Source organism: Streptomyces sp. DSM 40868 (genome assembly GCF_011820545.1).
Taxonomy (GTDB): domain Bacteria; phylum Actinomycetota; class Actinomycetes; order Streptomycetales; family Streptomycetaceae; genus Streptomyces; species Streptomyces eurythermus.
Window position 1 is genome coordinate 2,701,164 of record NZ_CP050504.1, and the last position, 17,185, is coordinate 2,718,348.

16 protein-coding genes are annotated in these 17,185 nt (G+C 73.6%); 8 read left to right on the top strand and 8 right to left on the bottom strand.

All coding sequences use genetic code 11. From position 1 onward, the window contains the following. Positions 1-59 precede the first annotated feature (59 nt). Positions 60-1,535 carry a hypothetical protein gene (locus tag HB370_RS12190; protein ID WP_037701730.1) on the top strand — a complete coding sequence of 492 codons (1,476 nt, stop codon included), beginning with the start codon at positions 60-62 and terminating at the stop codon, positions 1,533-1,535. A gap of 135 nt (positions 1,536-1,670) precedes the next feature. Here HB370_RS12190 and HB370_RS12195 read toward each other — a convergent pair whose 3' ends face one another. Then, positions 1,671-2,027, bottom strand: a complete 357-nt coding sequence (locus HB370_RS12195) for an iron-sulfur cluster assembly accessory protein (RefSeq protein WP_030340884.1) — start codon at positions 2,025-2,027, stop codon at positions 1,671-1,673. A 272-nt stretch (positions 2,028-2,299) separates the two neighbouring features. Between HB370_RS12195 and nadA the strand changes: the two genes are divergently transcribed. After that, a complete protein-coding gene (gene nadA / locus HB370_RS12200) occupies positions 2,300-3,484 on the top strand; it encodes a quinolinate synthase NadA (RefSeq protein ID WP_030783225.1) in 1,185 nt (394 codons plus the stop codon). Between the two features lie 69 nt (positions 3,485-3,553). Here nadA and HB370_RS12205 read toward each other — a convergent pair whose 3' ends face one another. The 3 genes from HB370_RS12205 to HB370_RS12215 all read right to left on the bottom strand — a co-directional run bounded on the left by HB370_RS12205 (position 3,554) and on the right by HB370_RS12215 (position 8,680). After that, positions 3,554-6,652, bottom strand: coding sequence for an efflux RND transporter permease subunit (locus HB370_RS12205; protein WP_030783223.1), 3,099 nt, complete (start codon positions 6,650-6,652; stop codon positions 3,554-3,556). Positions 6,653-6,785: 133 nt separating this feature from the next. Further along, positions 6,786-7,466, bottom strand: a complete 681-nt coding sequence (locus tag HB370_RS12210) for a response regulator transcription factor (protein ID WP_030783220.1) — start codon at positions 7,464-7,466, stop codon at positions 6,786-6,788. Continuing rightward, positions 7,463-8,680, bottom strand: a complete 1,218-nt coding sequence (locus HB370_RS12215) for a sensor histidine kinase (RefSeq protein WP_030783217.1) — start codon at positions 8,678-8,680, stop codon at positions 7,463-7,465. Before HB370_RS12215 ends, HB370_RS12210 begins: the two co-directional genes overlap by 4 nt. A gap of 162 nt (positions 8,681-8,842) precedes the next feature. Here HB370_RS12215 and HB370_RS12220 point away from each other — a divergent pair, with 162 nt between their 5' ends. After that, positions 8,843-9,334 (top strand): EF-hand domain-containing protein, encoded by a 492-nt coding sequence (locus HB370_RS12220; protein ID WP_030783214.1) that lies wholly within the window; start codon positions 8,843-8,845, stop codon positions 9,332-9,334. A gap of 34 nt (positions 9,335-9,368) precedes the next feature. Here HB370_RS12220 and HB370_RS12225 read toward each other — a convergent pair whose 3' ends face one another. Together HB370_RS12225 and HB370_RS12230 are read right to left on the bottom strand one after the other, a co-directional pair. Then, the gene (locus HB370_RS12225) at positions 9,369-9,647 is read right to left on the bottom strand and encodes a hypothetical protein (RefSeq protein ID WP_030783211.1); all 279 of its coding nucleotides are present in this window, start codon (positions 9,645-9,647) and stop codon (positions 9,369-9,371) included. Positions 9,648-9,680: 33 nt separating this feature from the next. Continuing rightward, the gene (locus tag HB370_RS12230; protein WP_078637532.1) at positions 9,681-10,472 is read right to left on the bottom strand and encodes a PspA/IM30 family protein; all 792 of its coding nucleotides are present in this window, start codon (positions 10,470-10,472) and stop codon (positions 9,681-9,683) included. A 264-nt stretch (positions 10,473-10,736) separates the two neighbouring features. On the opposite strand from HB370_RS12230, the gene HB370_RS12235 reads away from it, so the two are divergent. The 3 genes from HB370_RS12235 to HB370_RS12245 all read left to right on the top strand — a co-directional run bounded on the left by HB370_RS12235 (position 10,737) and on the right by HB370_RS12245 (position 13,284). Then, entirely contained in the window at positions 10,737-11,363 is a 627-nt protein-coding gene (locus HB370_RS12235) for a DUF3043 domain-containing protein (protein ID WP_189752522.1), read from the top strand. Between the two features lie 83 nt (positions 11,364-11,446). After that, positions 11,447-12,148, top strand: coding sequence for a class I SAM-dependent methyltransferase (locus HB370_RS12240; protein ID WP_030783203.1), 702 nt, complete (start codon positions 11,447-11,449; stop codon positions 12,146-12,148). 56 nt (positions 12,149-12,204) lie between these two features. Further along, a complete protein-coding gene (locus tag HB370_RS12245; RefSeq protein WP_030783200.1) occupies positions 12,205-13,284 on the top strand; it encodes a trypsin-like peptidase domain-containing protein in 1,080 nt (359 codons plus the stop codon). 93 nt (positions 13,285-13,377) lie between these two features. Here the strand turns inward: HB370_RS12245 and HB370_RS12250 are convergent, their stop codons facing one another. Continuing rightward, positions 13,378-13,593: a hypothetical protein gene (locus HB370_RS12250; RefSeq protein WP_030783198.1), complete on the bottom strand. Its 216-nt coding sequence runs from the start codon at positions 13,591-13,593 to the stop codon at positions 13,378-13,380. A gap of 79 nt (positions 13,594-13,672) precedes the next feature. On the opposite strand from HB370_RS12250, the gene HB370_RS12255 reads away from it, so the two are divergent. Next, on the top strand, positions 13,673-14,875 hold the full coding sequence (locus HB370_RS12255) for a bifunctional adenosylcobinamide kinase/adenosylcobinamide-phosphate guanylyltransferase (protein WP_030783196.1): 1,203 nt from the start codon (positions 13,673-13,675) through the stop codon (positions 14,873-14,875). A 10-nt stretch (positions 14,876-14,885) separates the two neighbouring features. On the opposite strand, the gene HB370_RS12260 is transcribed toward HB370_RS12255, so the two are convergent. Then, on the bottom strand, positions 14,886-15,869 hold the full coding sequence (locus HB370_RS12260; protein ID WP_030783194.1) for a class I SAM-dependent methyltransferase: 984 nt from the start codon (positions 15,867-15,869) through the stop codon (positions 14,886-14,888). 133 nt (positions 15,870-16,002) lie between these two features. Here HB370_RS12260 and cobT point away from each other — a divergent pair, with 133 nt between their 5' ends. After that, positions 16,003-17,124, top strand: coding sequence for a nicotinate-nucleotide--dimethylbenzimidazole phosphoribosyltransferase (gene cobT / locus HB370_RS12265; RefSeq protein WP_030783192.1), 1,122 nt, complete (start codon positions 16,003-16,005; stop codon positions 17,122-17,124). Positions 17,125-17,185 lie beyond the last annotated feature (61 nt).

Sequence of the window (17,185 nt, forward strand, 5' to 3'; positions counted from 1 at the left end):
CGTCCCATCGCCGTCCCCCGCGCGGGGAGCGCGGGGCACGACCAGCGAGGAGCGATGCGGTGAACACCGAGCACCCTGAAGACTCCGGCGCCCCGGAGCGCCACGGGACCGGGCGGACGAGGCGGCGCCCCACCGCGCTCGTCGTCTCCGTCGCCGCCGCCGCCGTGCTGCTCGTCGGCGGCGGCGGGGCCTACCTGGCGGCCGGCGGCCAGGGCGAGTCCGTGGACGACCCGGCCGCGCCCGCGGGGGCCCGCACTCCCCCGCCGCTCGCCCTGGACGGCTGGACCGGTTCCGGCACCGGCACCGGCGGTATCGCGCCCGGCGAGCCCGATCCGTCCGGCGTCCGGTACGTGGCCGCCGGCGAACTGCCGGACGGGCCCGGATCGGCACCGGTGTACGGGCCGGGGGCCGAGGTCGGCCGGGAGCGGGTGGCGCGGCTGGCACGGGCGCTCGGCATGGACGGGACCCCGGTGGCCGAGGGCCGGAACTGGCGGGTCGGCGGCCGGGACGGCTTCGGACCGGCCCTGACGGTGCACCGGGACGCGCCGGGCGGCTGGTCGTACAGCCGGTACGCGCCCGGCACGGACGACTGCCGCAAGGTGACCGTCTGCTCCCCCGGCCCGGGCGCCCCGGCCGGCGATCCGGTGAGCGTGGCCGACGCCGAGCGGGCGGCCGCGCCGGTGCTGGAGGCGGCCGGGCTCAAGGGCGCGCGGACCGACGCGAGCCGGGTGACGGGCGCCCAGCGGGTGGTGGACGCCGATCCGGTGGTGGGCGGGCTGCCCACGTACGGCTGGACGACCGGCCTGACCGTCGACCGCGGGGGCGAACCGGTCGGCGGCCACGGGCTGCTGGCGGCGCCGGTGAAGGGGGACACGTATCCGGTGCTGGGCGCGGCGCGCACGCTGGAGCTGATGAACGGGGCGGCCGGGGGCGGCCACCGGATGGGGATCGGCGGGTGCGCGAGCCCGGTGCCGCTGAAGGACCGGCTGGAGGAGCCGTGCGGGGCGTCCACGGGGGTGCCGAAGCGGGCGCGGGAGACGGTCACCGTGGACAAGGCGGTGTTCGGGTTGGCCGCGCACTCGGTGGGCGGGCGGCAGACGCTGGTGCCGTCCTGGCTGTTCCGGGTGCGCGGGGCCGGCGGGGGCGAGGCGTTCACGGTGACGTATCCGGCGGTCGACCCGGCGTACCTGACATCCGCGTCCGCGTCCCCCGCGCCGGCGCCGTCCGGGAAGAGCCGGGGCGTGCCGGTGACCTCGTACTCGGCCGACGGGCGGACGCTGAGGGTGGGGTTCTCCGGCGGGCTGTGCGCCGACTACCGGGTCTCGGCACGGGAGAGCGGCGACCGGGTGACGGTGACGGTCACCGAGACGCCCTGGCCGGACCGGGTGTGCGTGATGATCGCCAAGGAGTACGTGAAGACCGTGACGCTGGACGCGCCGCTGGACGGGCGGACGGTGACCGGCGCGGACGGCCGGGAGATCCCCGAGGCCGCGCCGGGCGCGCTGCGGCCGGACGCGTCGGCGCGGCCGCGCTGAACCGGCCCGCGGGCTGCGGGTACCTGACGCGGCCGGCGGGTCACCGAAGGACGAAGGCCCGCCGGTTGCCGACAGACGAAGGCGGCGGCCCCCGTGGAGGGGACCGCCGCCTTCACCGTCCGGTGTCGGCTCGGCTCAGCTGAAGGAGTCGCCGCAGGCGCAGGAGCCGGTCGCGTTCGGGTTGTCGATCGTGAAGCCCTGCTTCTCGATCGTGTCCACGAAGTCGACGGTGGCGCCGCCCAGGTACGGAGCGCTCATGCGGTCCGTGACGACCTTGACCCCGCCGAAGTCCTTCACGACGTCGCCGTCGAGCGAGCGCTCGTCGAAGAAGAGCTGGTAGCGCAGGCCGGAGCAGCCGCCGGGCTGGACGGCGACGCGCAGCGCGAGGTCGTCGCGGCCTTCCTGGTCGAGCAGGGCCTTGACCTTGGCCGCGGCGGCGTCGGTCAGGATGATGCCGTCGGTGACGGTGGTGGTCTCGTCCGATACGGACATCTACATCTCTCCCGGGTTGTACGGAGACTGCTTGCCGACGTATGCAACCGGCGCTGCCGCGGTTTCATTCCGGGCCGGGCGATCGCGCTGTCGCGTTGTCGCGTTTTTGTGTCGCTTCCTCATGCTCGCACATGGCCCGTCGGGGGGACAGCGGCTCGGAGAAGGGCCCCGGCGGGATTCACGTCACATCGACGCTATGGCCATCGTCAAAGTGACATGAAGCGGTTATGATAATTGCGTCAGTTAGACGAAAAGTAGAAAGGGTGCGTGTCGTGACCACCGCCCAGACCCCGGAGCTCGACGTGCAGCCGAGTCCGCTCGCCCTGCTGCTGCTCGGCCGTGAGGCCGACCCGAAGAGCGAGCGGGGCGTCGAGTGTCCCGGCGACCTGCCGTCGCCGTCCGACCCCGACCTGGTCGAACGCGCCCGCGCGGCCAAGGAGAAGCTCGGCGACAAGGTCTTCGTGCTCGGCCACCACTACCAGCGCGACGAGGTCATCCAGTTCGCCGATGTCACGGGTGACTCCTTCAAGCTGGCCCGGGACGCCGCCGCGCGCCCGGAGGCCGAGTACATCGTCTTCTGCGGTGTGCACTTCATGGCCGAGTCGGCGGACATCCTGACGTCCGACGACCAGAAGGTGGTCCTGCCCGACCTGGCCGCCGGCTGCTCCATGGCGGACATGGCGACGGCCGAGCAGGTCGCCGAGTGCTGGGACGTGCTGACCGAGGCCGGGATCGCCGAGCAGGTCGTCCCCGTCTCGTACATGAACTCCTCCGCCGACATCAAGGCCTTCACCGGCAAGCACGGCGGCACGATCTGCACCTCCTCCAACGCCAAGCGGGCGCTGGACTGGGCGTTCGAGCAGGGTGAGAAGGTGCTGTTCCTGCCGGACCAGCACCTGGGGCGCAACACCGCCGTCCGGGACATGGGGATGTCCCTGGACGACTGCGTGGTCTACAACCCGCACAAGCCGAACGGCGGCCTGACCGCCGAGGAGCTGCGGGCCGCGAAGATGATCCTGTGGCGCGGCCACTGCTCGGTGCACGGCCGGTTCAGCCTGGACTCGGTCAACGACGTGCGCGCCCGCATCCCCGGGGTGAACGTCCTGGTCCACCCGGAGTGCCGGCACGAGGTCGTCGCGGCTGCGGACTACGTCGGCTCGACCGAGTACATCATCAAGGCCCTGGAAGCCGCCCCGGCCGGTTCCAAGTGGGCCATCGGCACGGAGCTGAACCTGGTCCGGCGGCTGGCGAACCGTTTCGCGCCCGAGGGCAAGGAGATCGTCTTCCTCGACCGCACGGTCTGCTTCTGCTCGACCATGAACCGCATCGACCTGCCCCACCTGGTCTGGGCGCTGGAGTCGCTGGCCGAGGGCAACCTGGTCAACCGGATCGAGGTCGACAAGGAGACGGAGGCGTTCGCCAAGCTGGCGCTGGAGCGGATGCTGGCGCTGCCGTAGCCTCCGGCGGTACGACGTGAGGAAGGGGCCGCACCCGAGGGTGCGGCCCCTTCCTGCTGCCCGCCGTGGCTAGACCCCGGCCGGCTCCGGCGTCCGCTCGGTGTCCGGCCGCCGCTTCGCCGCCCGCTTCTCCGCCCGGCGCTCCTTGCGCAGCTCCAGCATCGCGTAGAGCGTCGGGACGAGGAGGAGGGTCAGCAGGGTGGAGGTGATCAGGCCGCCGATGACGACCACGGCGAGGGGCTGGGCGATGAAGCCGCCCTCGCCGGTGACGCCCAGGGCCATCGGGAGCAGGGCGAAGATGGTCGCCAGCGCCGTCATGAGGATCGGGCGGAGCCGGTGCCGGCCGCCCTCGACCACGGCCTCCACCACGCCGTAGCCCTGCGCCCGGTACTGGTTGATCAGGTCGATCAGCACGATCGCGTTGGTCACGACGATGCCGATCAGCATCAGCATGCCGATCATCGCGGGCACGCCCATCGGGGTGCCGGTGGCCACCAGCAGGCCGATCGCGCCGGTCGCCGCGAAGGGGACGGAGACCAGCAGGATCAGCGGCTGGGCGAGCGAGCGGAACGTCGCGACCAGCAGCATGAAGACGATCGCGATGGCCGCCAGCATGGCCAGGCCCAGGTTCTTGAACGCGTCGTCCTGGTCGGAGGAGACACCGCCGATCTCGGCCGTGGCGCCCGCCGGGAGCTTCAGCGCCTTGATCCTCGACTGGAGCTTGCCGCTGATCGCGCCCGTGTTGTCGCCCGTCGGCCGGGCCGTGACGGTGGCCGCGCGCTGCCCGTCGATGCGGGTCATGGACACCGGGCCGTCGACCAGCTTCACGGTCGCGATGTCGCCGAGCTTCACCGGGCCGAGGCGCAGGTCCTTCAGCCGGTCCAGGGTGGTCGCGGGCTCGGCCGGCCGTACGACGACGTCCCGCTCGGTGTCGTCCAGGACCGCCTTGGCCGCCGTGGTGCCGCGCACCGCCTGCGCCACCGCCGCGCCGAGCTTCTGGTCGTCGAAGCCGGCGGCCGCCGCCTTCGCGTTGGCCCTGACCGAGATCCGCGGCACGCTCTGCGCGAGGTCGCTGGTGACGTCCGTGACGTGGTCGAGGCCGGCGACCGCGCCGCGGACCTGCTCCGCCGCCGTCCGCAGCGCCTTCGGGTCGGATGCCTTGACCACCACGCTCAGGTCCTGGCTGCCGAAGCCGTCACCGGCGGAGACGGTGGTCGTACCGATGCCGTCGAGCTTCTTCAGCCCGTCCTCCAGGTGCCGCCGCACCTCGTCGTAGGAGGCGGAGTCCTCCAGCATGACCTGGTACGACGCCTGGTTGGTGTCGGTGCCGCCGCCGAAGGCCGCGAGGAGGCCGGAGGAGCCGACGGTGACCTGGTAGTCCTTCACTCCCTCGGTGGCGGCCAGCAGCTTCTCCACCCGCCGGGCCTGGGCGTCGGTGGCCGTCAGGCTGGTGCCGGGCTTCAGCTTCTGCTTGATGGTGAGGACTTCCTGCTCGCCCTGGTCGAAGAAGTTCGTCTTCAGCAGGCCGGACATGCCGAAGGTGACGACCAGGACGACGATCGCGATGAGCACGCTGGTCAGCCGGCGCCGGGTGGCGAACCGCAGTACGGGCACGTAGGCGCGCTGGAGGCGGCTGTTGGCCTCCTTCTCCTCGGCCTCGCGGCGGGCCTCCGCGGCGTCGTCGGGGGTGCCCTTGGGGGCGCGCAGGAACCAGTACGACAGCACCGGCACGACCGTCAGCGACACCAGCAGGGAGGCCAGCAGGGCCGCCGTCACGGTGATGCTGAACGAGCCGAACAAGGCGCCCACCATGCCGCCGACCAGGCCGATCGGCAGGAACACGGCGACCGTGGTGAGGGTGGAGGAGGTGACCGCGCCGGCCACCTCGCGCACGGCGGTGAGGATGGCCTCCTTGCGTTCCTCGCCGTAGCCGAGGTGCCGCTTGATGTTCTCCAGGACCACGATCGAGTCGTCCACGACCCGGCCGACGGCGATGGTCAGCGCGCCGAGGGTGAGCATGTTCAGCGACAGGCCGCGGGTCCACAGCACCAGCAGGGCGAGGACCACGGACAGCGGGATGGACACCGCCGTGACCAGGGTCGAGCGGACCGACGCCAGGAAGAACAGGATCACCACGACCGCGAAGAGCAGACCGAGCGCGCCCTCGGTGGTCAGGCCCTTGATGGACTTGGACACGGCCGGGCCCTGGTCGCTGACCACCGTGAGCCGCGCGCCGGAGCCGAGGTCCGCGCGCAGTGCGGGCAGCTTGTCCTTGACCGCGTCCGAGATGGAGACCGCGCTGCCGTCGTGGGCCATCGTGACGTTGACGGCGAGGCTGGGCCGGCCGTCGGTGCGGGCGAGGGAGTCGGCCGGGGCCGGGCGCTCCTCGACGGATGCCACGTCGCCGAGTCGGACCGGCTCGGTGCCCTTGCCGGTGACCATCAGGTCCTGGATCTGCTTCAGCGAGGTGAAGCCGCCGCCGACCTGGACGGTGCGGTTGGCGCCGTCCTCGTCGAAGGAGCCGGCCGGGACGGTGGCGCCGCCCGCCTGGAGGGCCTGGCCGAGGTCGGCGGCGGTGAGATGGGCGCGCGCGAGCTTCGCGTCGTCCGGGGTGACGGTGACCTGGCGGTCGCGGACGCCCATGACCTGCACCCGGCCGACGCCGTCGATGTCCTTCAGGGCCGGGACCACCGTGGTGTCGAGCTGGTCCGCGAGCGCCTGCTGGTCCTTGTCGGAGGTGACGGCGAGGACCACGGTCGGCAGGTCGTCGGTGGACCCGGAGACCACCTGCGGGTCGACGTCGTCCGGAAGCTGGTTGCGGGCCCGGTTCACCGCCTGCTGGACGTCGGCGACGATCCGCTCGGTGTCGTTGCCGTAGTCGAAGGACGCCATGATCACGGCGTTGCCCTCGCTCGCGGTGGAGGTGACGCCGGTGACGCCGTCGACGCCCTGGAGGTTGTCCTCGAGGGGCTCGACGACCTGCTTCTCGACCACGTCGGGCGAGGCGCCCTGGTACGGCGCGATCACCGACACCATGGGCAGTTCTATGGTGGGCAGCAGCTGCTGTTTGATCTGGGGTATCGCGATCAGCCCGAAGGCGAGCGCGACCAGCGACACGAGCCCGACGAGGGCCCGTTGCGCGAGGCTGAAGCGGGACAGCCAGGACATGGATCAGGTTCTCTCATCCCGGGGACGGCACAGGTCTCCCCCACCCTGAGCCATCCCGGACGGCCCTGCCGTAGGCCCCAGGTCCCGTTCCCCGGCGGGCCCCTACTCCGCGCGCAGTACACGCGGGTGGAGATCAGTCCCTCCTCGGACGGACCAGCCCCGACTCGTACGCGATGACGACCAGCTGTGCCCGGTCCCGCGCGCCCAGCTTGGCCATGGCCCGGTTGACGTGCGTCTTCACCGTCAGCGGGCTGACCGCGAGGCGCTCGGCGATCTCGTCGTTGGAGTGACCGCCGGCCACCTGGACGAGGACTTCCCGCTCCCGGCCGGTGAGCGCGGCGAGCCGCTCGGCACGGGCGGGATCGGGCGCGGCGCCGGTGTCGCCCTGGGCGAGGAAGCGGGCGATCAGGCCCTTGGTGGCGGCCGGGGAGAGCAGGGCCTCCCCGCCGGCCGCGACCCGGATGGCGGTCAGCAGCTCCTCCGGCTCGCTGCCCTTGCCGAGGAAGCCGGAGGCGCCGGCGCGCAGCGCCTGGACCACGTAGTCGTCCACCTCGAAGGTGGTCAGGATGACCACGCGGACCTGGGCCAGGGCGGGGTCGGCGCCGATCTCCCGGGTGGCGGCGAGGCCGTCGGTGCCGGGCATCCGGATGTCCATCAGGACGACGTCGGGGGCGTGCTCGCGGGCCAGCCGGACCGCCTCCGCGCCGTCGGACGCCTCCCCCACCACCTCCATGCCGGGCTCGGAGTCGACCAGCACCCGGAACGCGCTGCGCAGCAGTGCCTGGTCGTCGGCGAGCAGGACACGGATGGTCATACGGGCTCCCCCTGGGCGGTCGTCGGGTGGACCGGCAGGATCGCATGGACGCGGAAGCCGCCGCCGTAGCGGGGTCCGGTGGTCAGGGTGCCGCCGAGGGCGGTGACCCGCTCGCGCATGCCGAGCAGCCCGTGCCCGCCGCCGTCCTCGGGCGTGCCGGGCCCGCCCTCCCCGTCGTCCAGCACGGTGACCTCCAGGTCGGGTCCGACGCGTACGACGCTCACCTCGGCCCGGGCCGCGGGGCCGGCGTGTTTGCGCACGTTGGTCAGGGCCTCCTGGACGATCCGGTAGGCGGCCAGGTCGACGGCGGCGGGCAGATCGCCGGGCCGGTCGGCGCAGGCCACCTCCACCGGCAGGCCCGCGTTGCGGAAGGTGGCCGCCAGCTCCGCCAGGCGGCTCAGGCCGGGGGCGGGCTCGGTGGGCGCCTCCGGGTCGTCGGACTGGCGCAGCAGGCCGACGGTGGCGCGCAGTTCGTTCAGCGCGCTGCGGCCGGCCTCGCGGACGTGGGCGAGGGCCTCCTTGGCCTGGTCGGGCCGCTTGTCCATGACGTGGGCGGCGACCCCGGCCTGGACGTTCACCAGGGCGATGTGGTGGGCGACGACGTCGTGCAGATCGCGGGCGATGCGCAGCCGCTCCTCGGCGACCCTTCGGCGGGCCTCCTCCTCCCGGGTGCGTTCGGCGCGTTCGGCGCGGTCCCGGATGGCCTGCACGACCGCGCGGCGGCTGCGTACGGCGTCCCCGGCAGTGGCGCCGATGCCGGTCCAGGCGAGCACGCCCAGGTTCTCCTGGGCGTACCAGGGCAGCGGGCCGGCGAGCATGGCGGCGGCCGTCAGCACGGTCATGGTGACCAGGCCGAGCCGCCAGGTGGTGGGGCGGTCGGTGGTCGCGGCGACGGTGTACAGGGCGACGACGGCGGACATCGCGACCGGGGCGCGCGGGTCGCCGGTGACGCACTCGACCACGGAGAGCGTGCCGGTGACGGCGAGCACGGCGCGGGGCCGGCGGCGGCGGAAGACCAGCGCGGCGGCGCCGAGCAGCATCAGGAACAGGCTGAGGGTGTCCGGGGTGCGCACGCCCCAGGTGACCCCGTGCCCGTCCCTAGGCACCACGAAGGAGCCGGCGACCATGCACACCAGGACGCCGGCGGCCAGCGCCGCGTCCAGGGCGAGGGGGTGGGCCTTCAGGCGGCACCAGGCGCGTTCGAGAGTGCTCACCCGGGAACAGTACGGCGCCCCCCGGGCCCCGTGGCCCGGGCCGGAGGACGCCGGGTCGCCCGTTCGGGTGATCGCCGGGTGAACGTCCGTTCCGGCGCCCGGCTCCTTCGGCAGTCTGAGGTCGCACGTGACCGGCGAGACGTATGAGGACGGGTGAGACCGATGGTGACCCAGACCGAGCGCGACTACTTCCAGACGCTGTTCCGGCAGCTCGACACCGACGGGGACGGGACGATCGCACAGGTGGACCTCGACCAGCTGGTGCAGGGCACGCTGCTGCGGTCCGGCGCCGTCCCGGGCAGCGAGCGCTGGCGGCGGATCACCGACCTCGGCAACCGGCTCTGGGACGATCTGCGCGCCGGTCTGGACGGCGACGGGAACGGCACGGTCTCGGCCCGCGAGTTCGTCACCGCCTACCGCCGCCCCGAGTTCCTGGAGCGGACCGCCATCCCCTTCGAGGTCGCCGTGCTGGAGATGTCCGACGAGGACGGTGACGGCAGGGTCTCGGTGACCGAGTGGCTGGCGTGGCAGCGGGCCAAGGGACTGCCCGTGGGCGAGGCCCTCGCGGAGTTCTCGCAGATCGACGCCGACGGCGACGGATACCTGGAGAGGAGCGAGTACACCCAGTACCTGGAGACCCGGTACAAGTCCTAGCCCCGGCCGGAGTCCTAGCCCCGGCCGGACCCGGTCAGCCCGGGATCAGGCCCTCGTCGGTCAGCAGTTCCCGGACCTCCTCCAGGGTCGCGTCCGGTGACGGCAGGATCAGGTCCGACGGTTCCAGCGCATCGTCCGGAAGGGGGGTGCCGAGGCGGCGGACGGCGTCCAGCAGCGCGGTGAGCGTGCGGCGGAAGCCGTCCTCGTCGCCGCTCTCCATCTCGGCGAGCAGTTCGTCGTCCAGCCTGTTCAGTTCGGCGAGGTGGGCGTCGTCCACCCGCACCTGGCCCTCCCCCATGATCCGTACGATCATGTCGGCCTCCTCGGCTCGGGCCCCGGCGCCCGGTTACTGCTTGTCGAAGCGCGGGGTGTCCTGCGGCTGCTGCTGGGACTGCCCCTGACCGGCGCCGCCCTCGATGGCCTGCTGCGGGGCGCCTCCGGCCAGCTCGGCCTTCATGCGCTGCAGTTCCAGCTCTACATCCGTACCACCGGAGAGCCGGTCCAGCTCGGCCTGGATGTCGTCCTTGCGCATCCCGGAGGGGTCGTCCAGGGCGCCGGAGGCGAGCAGCTCGTCGATGGCGCCGGCCCGGGCCTGCATCTGGGCGGTCTTGTCCTCGGCGCGCTGGATGGCGAGGCCGACGTCGCCCATCTCCTCGGAGATGCCGGAGAACGCCTCGCCGATGCGGGTCTGGGCCTGGGCGGCGGTGTAGGTGGCCTTGAGGGTCTCCTTCTTCGTACGGAAGGCGTCCACCTTGGCCTGGAGGCGCTGGGCCGCCAGGGTCAGCTTCTCCTCCTCGCCCTGGAGGGTGGCGTGCTGCGTCTCCAGATCGGTGACCTGCTGCTGGAGCGCGGCCTTGCGGGACAGCGCCTCGCGAGCCAGGTCCTCCCGGCCGAGCGCGAGCGCCTTGCGGCCCTGGTCCTCCAGCTTGACGGACTGCTGCTGGAGCTGGCCGAGCTGGAGCTCCAGGCGCTTGCGGCTGGTCGCCACGTCGGCGACGCCGCGCCGCACCTTCTGCAGCAGCTCCAGCTGCTTCTGGTACGAGTAGTCGAGGGTCTCGCGCGGGTCCTCGGCCCGGTCCAGGGCCTTGTTCGCCTTCGCGCGGAAGATCATCCCCATACGCTTCATGACACCGCTCATGGGCTTCGCGCGCCCCCTTCTGACGGACTCCAGCTCACCGATGCTGCGACAAGACCCACAGTACGGGCCCTGTCTCCATTACCGCACTGTTCGCGGGGCGATGCGCTCCTCCCCGAGGACGACTGCGGACCGCTCCGCTCCGGCTCAAGGAGTAGGTGATCCCACTCCCCCGGTCCCCGTCGCCCTTTCCGTGTCTCCCCGTGTCTCCCTCTGTCCTCTCCAGACGTACGGCGTTGCCGGATCGTTCCCCACCGGGCTGGGTCCATGCCGGTGCAGCCCTTACCCTTGGGATTTGTGTTCCGTAGCCGTGCCAAGGAAGAGAAGGCCCCCGCCACCAAGGCGGCGGTGACCGACTCCAAGCAGCCCCGTGACCCGCAGGCCCCCAAGGGCAGGCCCACGCCCAAGCGCAGTGAGGCCCGTACCCAGCGCCGCAGCGTCGCCCATACGCCGACGAACCGCAAGGAGGCCGCGAAGCGCCAGCGCGAGGAGCGGCGGCAGGCCCTGGAACGGCAGCGCCAGGCGCTCGCCAACGGGGACGAGCGCTATCTGCCCGCCCGGGACAAGGGCCCGGTCCGCCGGTTCGCCCGGGACTGGGTCGACTCGCGGTTCAACGTGGCGGAGTTCTTCCTGCCGCTCGCCGTGGTCATCCTGGTGCTGAGCGTGGTGCGGGTCGGGGCGATCCAGAGCCTCGCGCTGCTGCTGTGGCTGATCGTGATCGTGCTGATCGTGCTGGACGCGGCGGTGAGCGGCTTCCGGCTGAAGAAGCGGCTCGCGGAGCGCTTCCCGGACGAGAACACCCGCGGCGCGGTCGCCTACGCGCTGATGCGGTCCCTCCAGATGCGCCGGCTGCGCCTGCCGAAGCCGCGGGTCAAGCGCGGAGAGCGGCCCTGAGCGCCGACGCGTTCACCGGGGGGACGTCGCCGGCCCGGCCGCACGAGCTGGGCGGGCTGCGCGACCTCGTGTCCCAGGAGCTGGTGACCCGGCAGCTGGACGAACAGATAGCCGGGCGGTTCCCGGTCGGGCGGCGGCTGCGGGTGCTCGACGTGGGGATGGGCCAGGGCGCGCAGGCGCTGCGGCTGGCCCGGCTCGGCCACGAGGTGACCGGGGTCGAACGGGACCCCAGGATGATCGCCGCCGCCCGCGCGAACCTGGCCCGGGAGCCGGAGGGCATCCGGCAGCGGGTGCGGCTGGTGCAGGGCGACGGCCGGGACACCGGGGTGCACTTCCGGCCCGGCAGCTTCGACGTGGTGCTGTGCCACGCCGTACTGATGTACGTAGAGGATCCCGATCCGCTGGTGGCGGGCCTGGCCCGGATGCTGGCCCCCGGCGGCCTGCTCTCCCTGCTGGTGCGCAACGGCGACGCGCTCGCCATGCGGCCGGGCCTCGGCGGTGACTGGGCGGGTGCCCTGGCCGCCTTCGACACCACCACCTACCGCAACCGGCTGGGCCTGGACGTGCGCGCCGACCGGCTGTCCGCGCTGACCGCCACGCTCGCCGGGATCGCCGCCCCGTTGCAGGCCTGGTACGGCGTGCGGGTCTTCACGGACACGGCGGCGCACAACGCGGCGCTGCCCCAGGACCTGGCGACGCTGCTCGCGGTCGAGGAGCGGGCCGGTCGCACGGACCCCTACCGCGGGGTGGCGGCGCTGCTGCATCTGTGCGGGGTACGGGGCTGAGCCCGTTCGGGGCAAGCGCACGGGACGGCTGATCACCGTGCGGTGACACTCGGGACATGGACGCTTCCCGTATCCGCGCGCGTTCCCCCCGTACCGCCGTCCTCGCCGCCGCGCTGGCGTGCTGCGCGGCCCTCGCCGCCGGCTGCACCACCCCCGCCGCCCCGGCCGGGCGGGACACCCCGGCGAGCCCCGGGGCGGCCGTGCCGATGGCCGCGGACGATCTGCAGAGCCGGTATCTGCGCGTCATCAAGGAGGTGCTGCCCTCGGTCGTGCAGATCCAGGCGAGCCGGGACCTCGGCTCCGGGGTGGTGTACGACGGCAACGGGCACATCGTCACCAACGCGCACGTGGTCGGCTCGGAGACGTCGTTCCAGGTGACCATGGCCAACAACGAGGAGCCGCTCACCGCGCGCCTGGTCTACTCCTACCCCGAGCAGGATCTCGCCGTGATCCGGCTGGCAAAGGTGCCGGACGGGCTGCGGCCGGCGGTGTTCGGGGACTCCGGGAAGGTCGCGGTGGGCCAGATCGTGCTGGCCATGGGGTCGCCGCTGGGGCTGTCGTCCAGCGTGACCCAGGGCATCGTCTCGGCGACCGGGCGGACCGTCAGCGAGGGCGACTCGGACGGCGGCACGGGCGCGACCATCGCCAACATGGTGCAGACCTCGGCCGCGATCAACCCGGGCAACAGCGGCGGCGCCCTGGTCGACCTGGACGGGCGGGTGATCGGCATCCCGACGCTGGCGGCGGTCGACCAGAGCCTCGGCGGCGGCGCGGCGCCGGGCATCGGGTTCGCCATCCCGGCGACGATGGTGAGGACGGTCGCCGACCAGATCGTCAAGGAGGGCAAGGTCGTCGACTCCGGGCGGGCGGCCCTCGACATCACCGCGCGGACCGTCGTCGACGACCGCTACCAGCCGGTCGGGGTGGCGGTGGTCACCGCCCGCCCCGGCGGCGCCGCCGACCGGGCGGGGCTCAGGCCCGGTGACATCCTCACCAGGCTGGGCGGCCGGCGGATCTCGACCATCACCTCGCTCGCCGAGGCGCTGGCCACGGCCCGGCCGGGCCGGCGGACGACGGTGACGTACCTGCGCGACGGCGACGAGCGCACGGCGCAGGTGACGCTGGGCGAGCAGTGAGGAGAGGGGCCCCTCCAGCAGAGCGGGCCCCTCCGGGAGAGCGTGGGCCCTCCGGGAGAGCGTGGCCCCTCCCCACCGCCCGTGCCGGGCCGGTCAGGCCGGGGCGTCGGCGCGCAGGCTCATCGGCCCGTAGATCTCGGTCCCCTCCTCGAACAGCCGCACCTGGTCGGCCCCGCCCTCCAGCAGCGCCTTCCAGTTCTCGCCGATCCAGGACTCGGCATCGCCCTGCGTGGTGAACTCCTCGGGCCGGACGGCGGGCTGGACCTCCGTCCCGTCGGCCTTCTCGAACCGCCACGTCCATGCCGTCATACAGGCCTCCTTCGATCCAACACCTGCTGGCAGCCTAGCCGGAAGCGCAAGACCCACCGGGAGGGGCGAAAATCGGTCCGTGGAAATCACTCTGCTCGGTACCGGTGCCCCCGCCGGACTGCCTCGCCCCGACTGTTCCTGCGCCGTCTGCGCGACCGCGCTCGGGCCGGACGCGCGGGCCGCGACCTCGGTGCTCGTGGACGACGCGCTGCTGCTCGACCTCACGCCGGGCGCGGCGTTCGCGGCGGCGCGCGCCGGGCATTCGCTGGGCGGGGTACGGCAGGTGCTGCTGTCGCATCCGCACGACGGCCCGGCGGTGGAGGTGCCGGCCGGGCTGCCGCAGCCCGGCCGGGTCCCGGACGGGCGGGAGCTGGCGCTGCTGACGGGGCATCGGGTGCGGGCGGTGGCGATGGACGCGGGCGGCACCGGGTACGCGGTGACCGGGCCGGAGGGGCAGCGGCTGCTGTACCTGCCGCCGGGCGCGGCACCGGCCGGTCTGGAGCAGGCCACCGCGCAGTCCTACGACATGGTCCTCGCGGACGTCGTGGGCCGCCCGGACGCGCTCGCCCGGCTCCGGGCGGTGGGCTCGGCGGGCCCCACGACGGACGTGGTCGCCGTCCACCTGGACCACGATGTGCCGGCCGGCACGGAGCTGCGGCGCCGGCTCGCGGCGGCCGGGGCGCGGGCGGTGCCGGACGGTACGACGCTGGTGGTCGGGGCGTACGAGGAGGTGCCGGACGTGCCGCGCCGGACGCTGGTGCTGGGCGGGGCCCGCTCGGGCAAGTCGGTGGAGGCGGAGCGGCGGCTGGAGACGTTTCCGGACGTGCTGTACGTGGCGACGGGCGGCACGCGCGGCGGGGACACCGAGTGGGCGGCACGGGTGGCCGCGCACCGGGAGCGGCGGCCGGGGTCGTGGCGTACGGCGGAGACGACCGACCTGGTTCCGCTGCTGGCCGAGGACGGGCCGCCGGTGCTGATCGACTGCCTGTCGCTGTGGCTGACGGACGTGATGGACTCCGTGGGGGCGTGGGACGACGCGGAGTGGGCGGGCGGGGGCGAGAAGCTGCTGCGGGAGCGCGTACGGGAGCTGACCGACGCGGTGCGCGCCACCCGGCGGACCGTGGTCGCGGTGTCCAACGAGGTCGGCTCGGGCATCGTCCCCGCGACCCCCTCCGGCCGCCGCTACCGCGACGAACTCGGCCGGGTGAACGCGGCGTTCGCGAACGAGTGCGAACAGGTGGTCCTGGTGGTGGCGGGCCAGGCGATGGTGCTGCGGGGGTGAGGCGGCCCTGCTACCCCCTGTCCTTCCTCACCACCACCCGGTACGCGTTGGAGAACCGAGTCCGCCGGAACAACGGAGCGCCCCCGCGGTCCAGGGCCGAGGCCAGCGCCAGCGCAGGCGTCGCGGCCAGGTGGAGCGCCGGGTGGGCGTGGGCCAGGGACAGGGCGACGGCCGCCGACAGGTCGTAGGGGATGTGCGGGTCCTTGCGGTCCACGACGAGGATCGCGCAGCCCAGCCCGGCCAGCTCCGCGCACAGGTTGGCCCGCGGCACCAGGTGCAGATGGCGCGGCTGCCCGTAGGGGAACCACCACCGGCCCAGCAGCGCGGCGAACACGCACGCCGGGTCCGGGACTTCCACGACCAGGTGGCCGCCGGGACGCAGCACGGTCAGCGCGGCGCGGAGTTCGGCGCGCGGGTCGGGGGTGTGCTCCAGATGGCGGAACATGGTGACCACGTCGTAACGGGCGCGCAGCCGGGCCGCCATCCCGGGGGTCGTCAGATAGCCGCGGTGCGCCTCCTCCACCCGGCCCTCCAGCAGCGCCTGTTCGACCCGCGCCGTGGGGTCGAGCCCGTCGAAGCTGGTGTACGGGAAGAACTCCTTCGCCGCCTCGGGAAAGCGGGCGTGCCCGGTGCCGACGTCCAGCCAGCTCTCGGGTTCGCCGAGTGCCGACAGGCGCCAGGCGGTGGCCCGGTGCCGGCGCCGGACCGCGCGGGCGGACAGCACCCGGGCGGCGAACTCCTCCAGTTGCCGCTCGTAGAAGTCCCGGTGGAAGAAGGCGAGTCCCTCCGCGCCGAGCCGGGGGTTCTGGAAGGCGTGGCCGCAGTCGCGGCAGGCGTCGACGGTGAACGTGCCGGCCCGGTGGCGCAGCGGGTCGGGGGCGCGCAGCCGGGTGCGCAGGCGCCGGGAGCCGCACCAGGGGCAGTCCTCGCGGCGCGGCTCCAGGAAGGGGTCGTAGGGGGTGGTGAACTGCGGGGTGAGGGGCGTGGTCGGCATGGGCGGCTCCCTGTGCGACATTCCGCGGCAAAGCGGAACGTATGGGATGCCGATCCGAGGTGCAAAGACATCGTGGGGGTGTGGTGGCGATGTGGCGCCGGGCGGTTCGCGGCCGGGCGGTACTGTTCGGCGAATGAGCAGCCTTAATCTGGACGATTTCACCGATCTGATCGAGCGCCCGGACGGGGGCGTACGCCGTGACGCCGAGACCCGGCGGGAGCGCCAGATCGTGCCGCCCGGGGCGCTGGGCCGCCTCGACGAGCTGGGCGAGTGGCTGGCCGCCGCGCGGGGCGAGGTGCCGGTGCGGCCGGTCGAACGGCCGCGGGTGGTGCTCTTCGCCGGTGACCACGGTGTCGCCCGGCTGGGCGTCTCCGCGCGGCCGGCGGGCGGCGCGGAGCAGTTGGTGCGGGCGGTGCTGGAGGGCGCGAGCCCCGTCTCGGTGCTGGCCCGCCGGCTGGAGGTGCCGGTACGGGTCGTGGACATGGCCCTGGACTGCCCGCCGGACGCCTTCCCGCCGGATGTGGTGCGGCACCGGGTGCGGCGCGGCAGCGGCCGTATCGACATCGAGGACGCGCTCACCCCGGAGGAGGCCGAGGCCGCGCTGCGGGCCGGGGTCGCGGTCGCCGACGAGGAGGCCGACTCGGGTACCGATCTGGTCGTGCTCGGCGATGTCAGCGTGGGCGGGACCACGCCGGCGGCGGTGCTCATCGCCGCGCTGTGCGGCACCGACGCGTCCGTGGTGACCGGGCGCGGCGGGCTCGCGATCGACGACCTGACGTGGATGCGCAAGTGCGCGGCGATCCGGGACGCGCTCCGGCGGGCCCGGCCGGTGCTCGGCGACCAGCTCCAGCTGCTCGCGGCCGTGGGCGGGGCGGATCTGGCGGCGATGACCGGGTTCCTGTTGCAGTGCGCGGTGCGCAGGCTGCCGGTGATCCTCGACGGGGTCGTGGCCACCGCGTGCGCGCTGGTCGCCCAGCGGATCGCCTTCCGGGCACCGGACTGGTGGCTGGCCGGGCACGCGAGCGGGGAGCCGGGGCAGGCCAAGGCGCTGGACCGGATGGCCCTGGAGCCGCTGCTGGAGCAGGGGGTGAAGGTCGGCGAGGGCGTGGGCGCGCTGCTGGCGCTGCCGCTGGTGCGGGCCGCCGCCGCGCTGGCCGCGGAGCTGCCCGAGAAGGAGCCGGCGGAGGAGTCGGCGGACGAGACGGCGGAGGAGACGGCGGAGGAGACGGCGGAGAAGGAACAGTCCATGGACTGATGCCGCCGCCGCTGCCACGGGCGGACCTGCCGCTGCCACGGGCGGACAGGGGCGCGAAAAG

What these genes read in the sequence shown, in the direction of transcription:
- HB370_RS12220 (WP_030783214.1), top strand. Translation starts at nt 8,843, where the DNA reads ATGGTGACCCAGACCGAGCGCGACTACTTCCAGACGCTGTTCCGGCAG.
- HB370_RS12260 (WP_030783194.1), bottom strand. Translation starts at nt 15,869, where the DNA reads ATGCCGACCACGCCCCTCACCCCGCAGTTCACCACCCCCTACGACCCC.
- HB370_RS12245 (WP_030783200.1), top strand. Translation starts at nt 12,205, where the DNA reads ATGGACGCTTCCCGTATCCGCGCGCGTTCCCCCCGTACCGCCGTCCTC.
- HB370_RS12230 (WP_078637532.1), bottom strand. Translation starts at nt 10,472, where the DNA reads ATGAGCGGTGTCATGAAGCGTATGGGGATGATCTTCCGCGCGAAGGCG.
- HB370_RS12225 (WP_030783211.1), bottom strand. Translation starts at nt 9,647, where the DNA reads ATGATCGTACGGATCATGGGGGAGGGCCAGGTGCGGGTGGACGACGCC.
- HB370_RS12210 (WP_030783220.1), bottom strand. Translation starts at nt 7,466, where the DNA reads ATGACCATCCGTGTCCTGCTCGCCGACGACCAGGCACTGCTGCGCAGC.
- HB370_RS12235 (WP_189752522.1), top strand. Translation starts at nt 10,737, where the DNA reads ATGCCGGTGCAGCCCTTACCCTTGGGATTTGTGTTCCGTAGCCGTGCC.
- HB370_RS12205 (WP_030783223.1), bottom strand. Translation starts at nt 6,652, where the DNA reads ATGTCCTGGCTGTCCCGCTTCAGCCTCGCGCAACGGGCCCTCGTCGGG.
- HB370_RS12250 (WP_030783198.1), bottom strand. Translation starts at nt 13,593, where the DNA reads ATGACGGCATGGACGTGGCGGTTCGAGAAGGCCGACGGGACGGAGGTC.
- HB370_RS12195 (WP_030340884.1), bottom strand. Translation starts at nt 2,027, where the DNA reads ATGTCCGTATCGGACGAGACCACCACCGTCACCGACGGCATCATCCTG.
- cobT (WP_030783192.1), top strand. Translation starts at nt 16,003, where the DNA reads ATGAGCAGCCTTAATCTGGACGATTTCACCGATCTGATCGAGCGCCCG.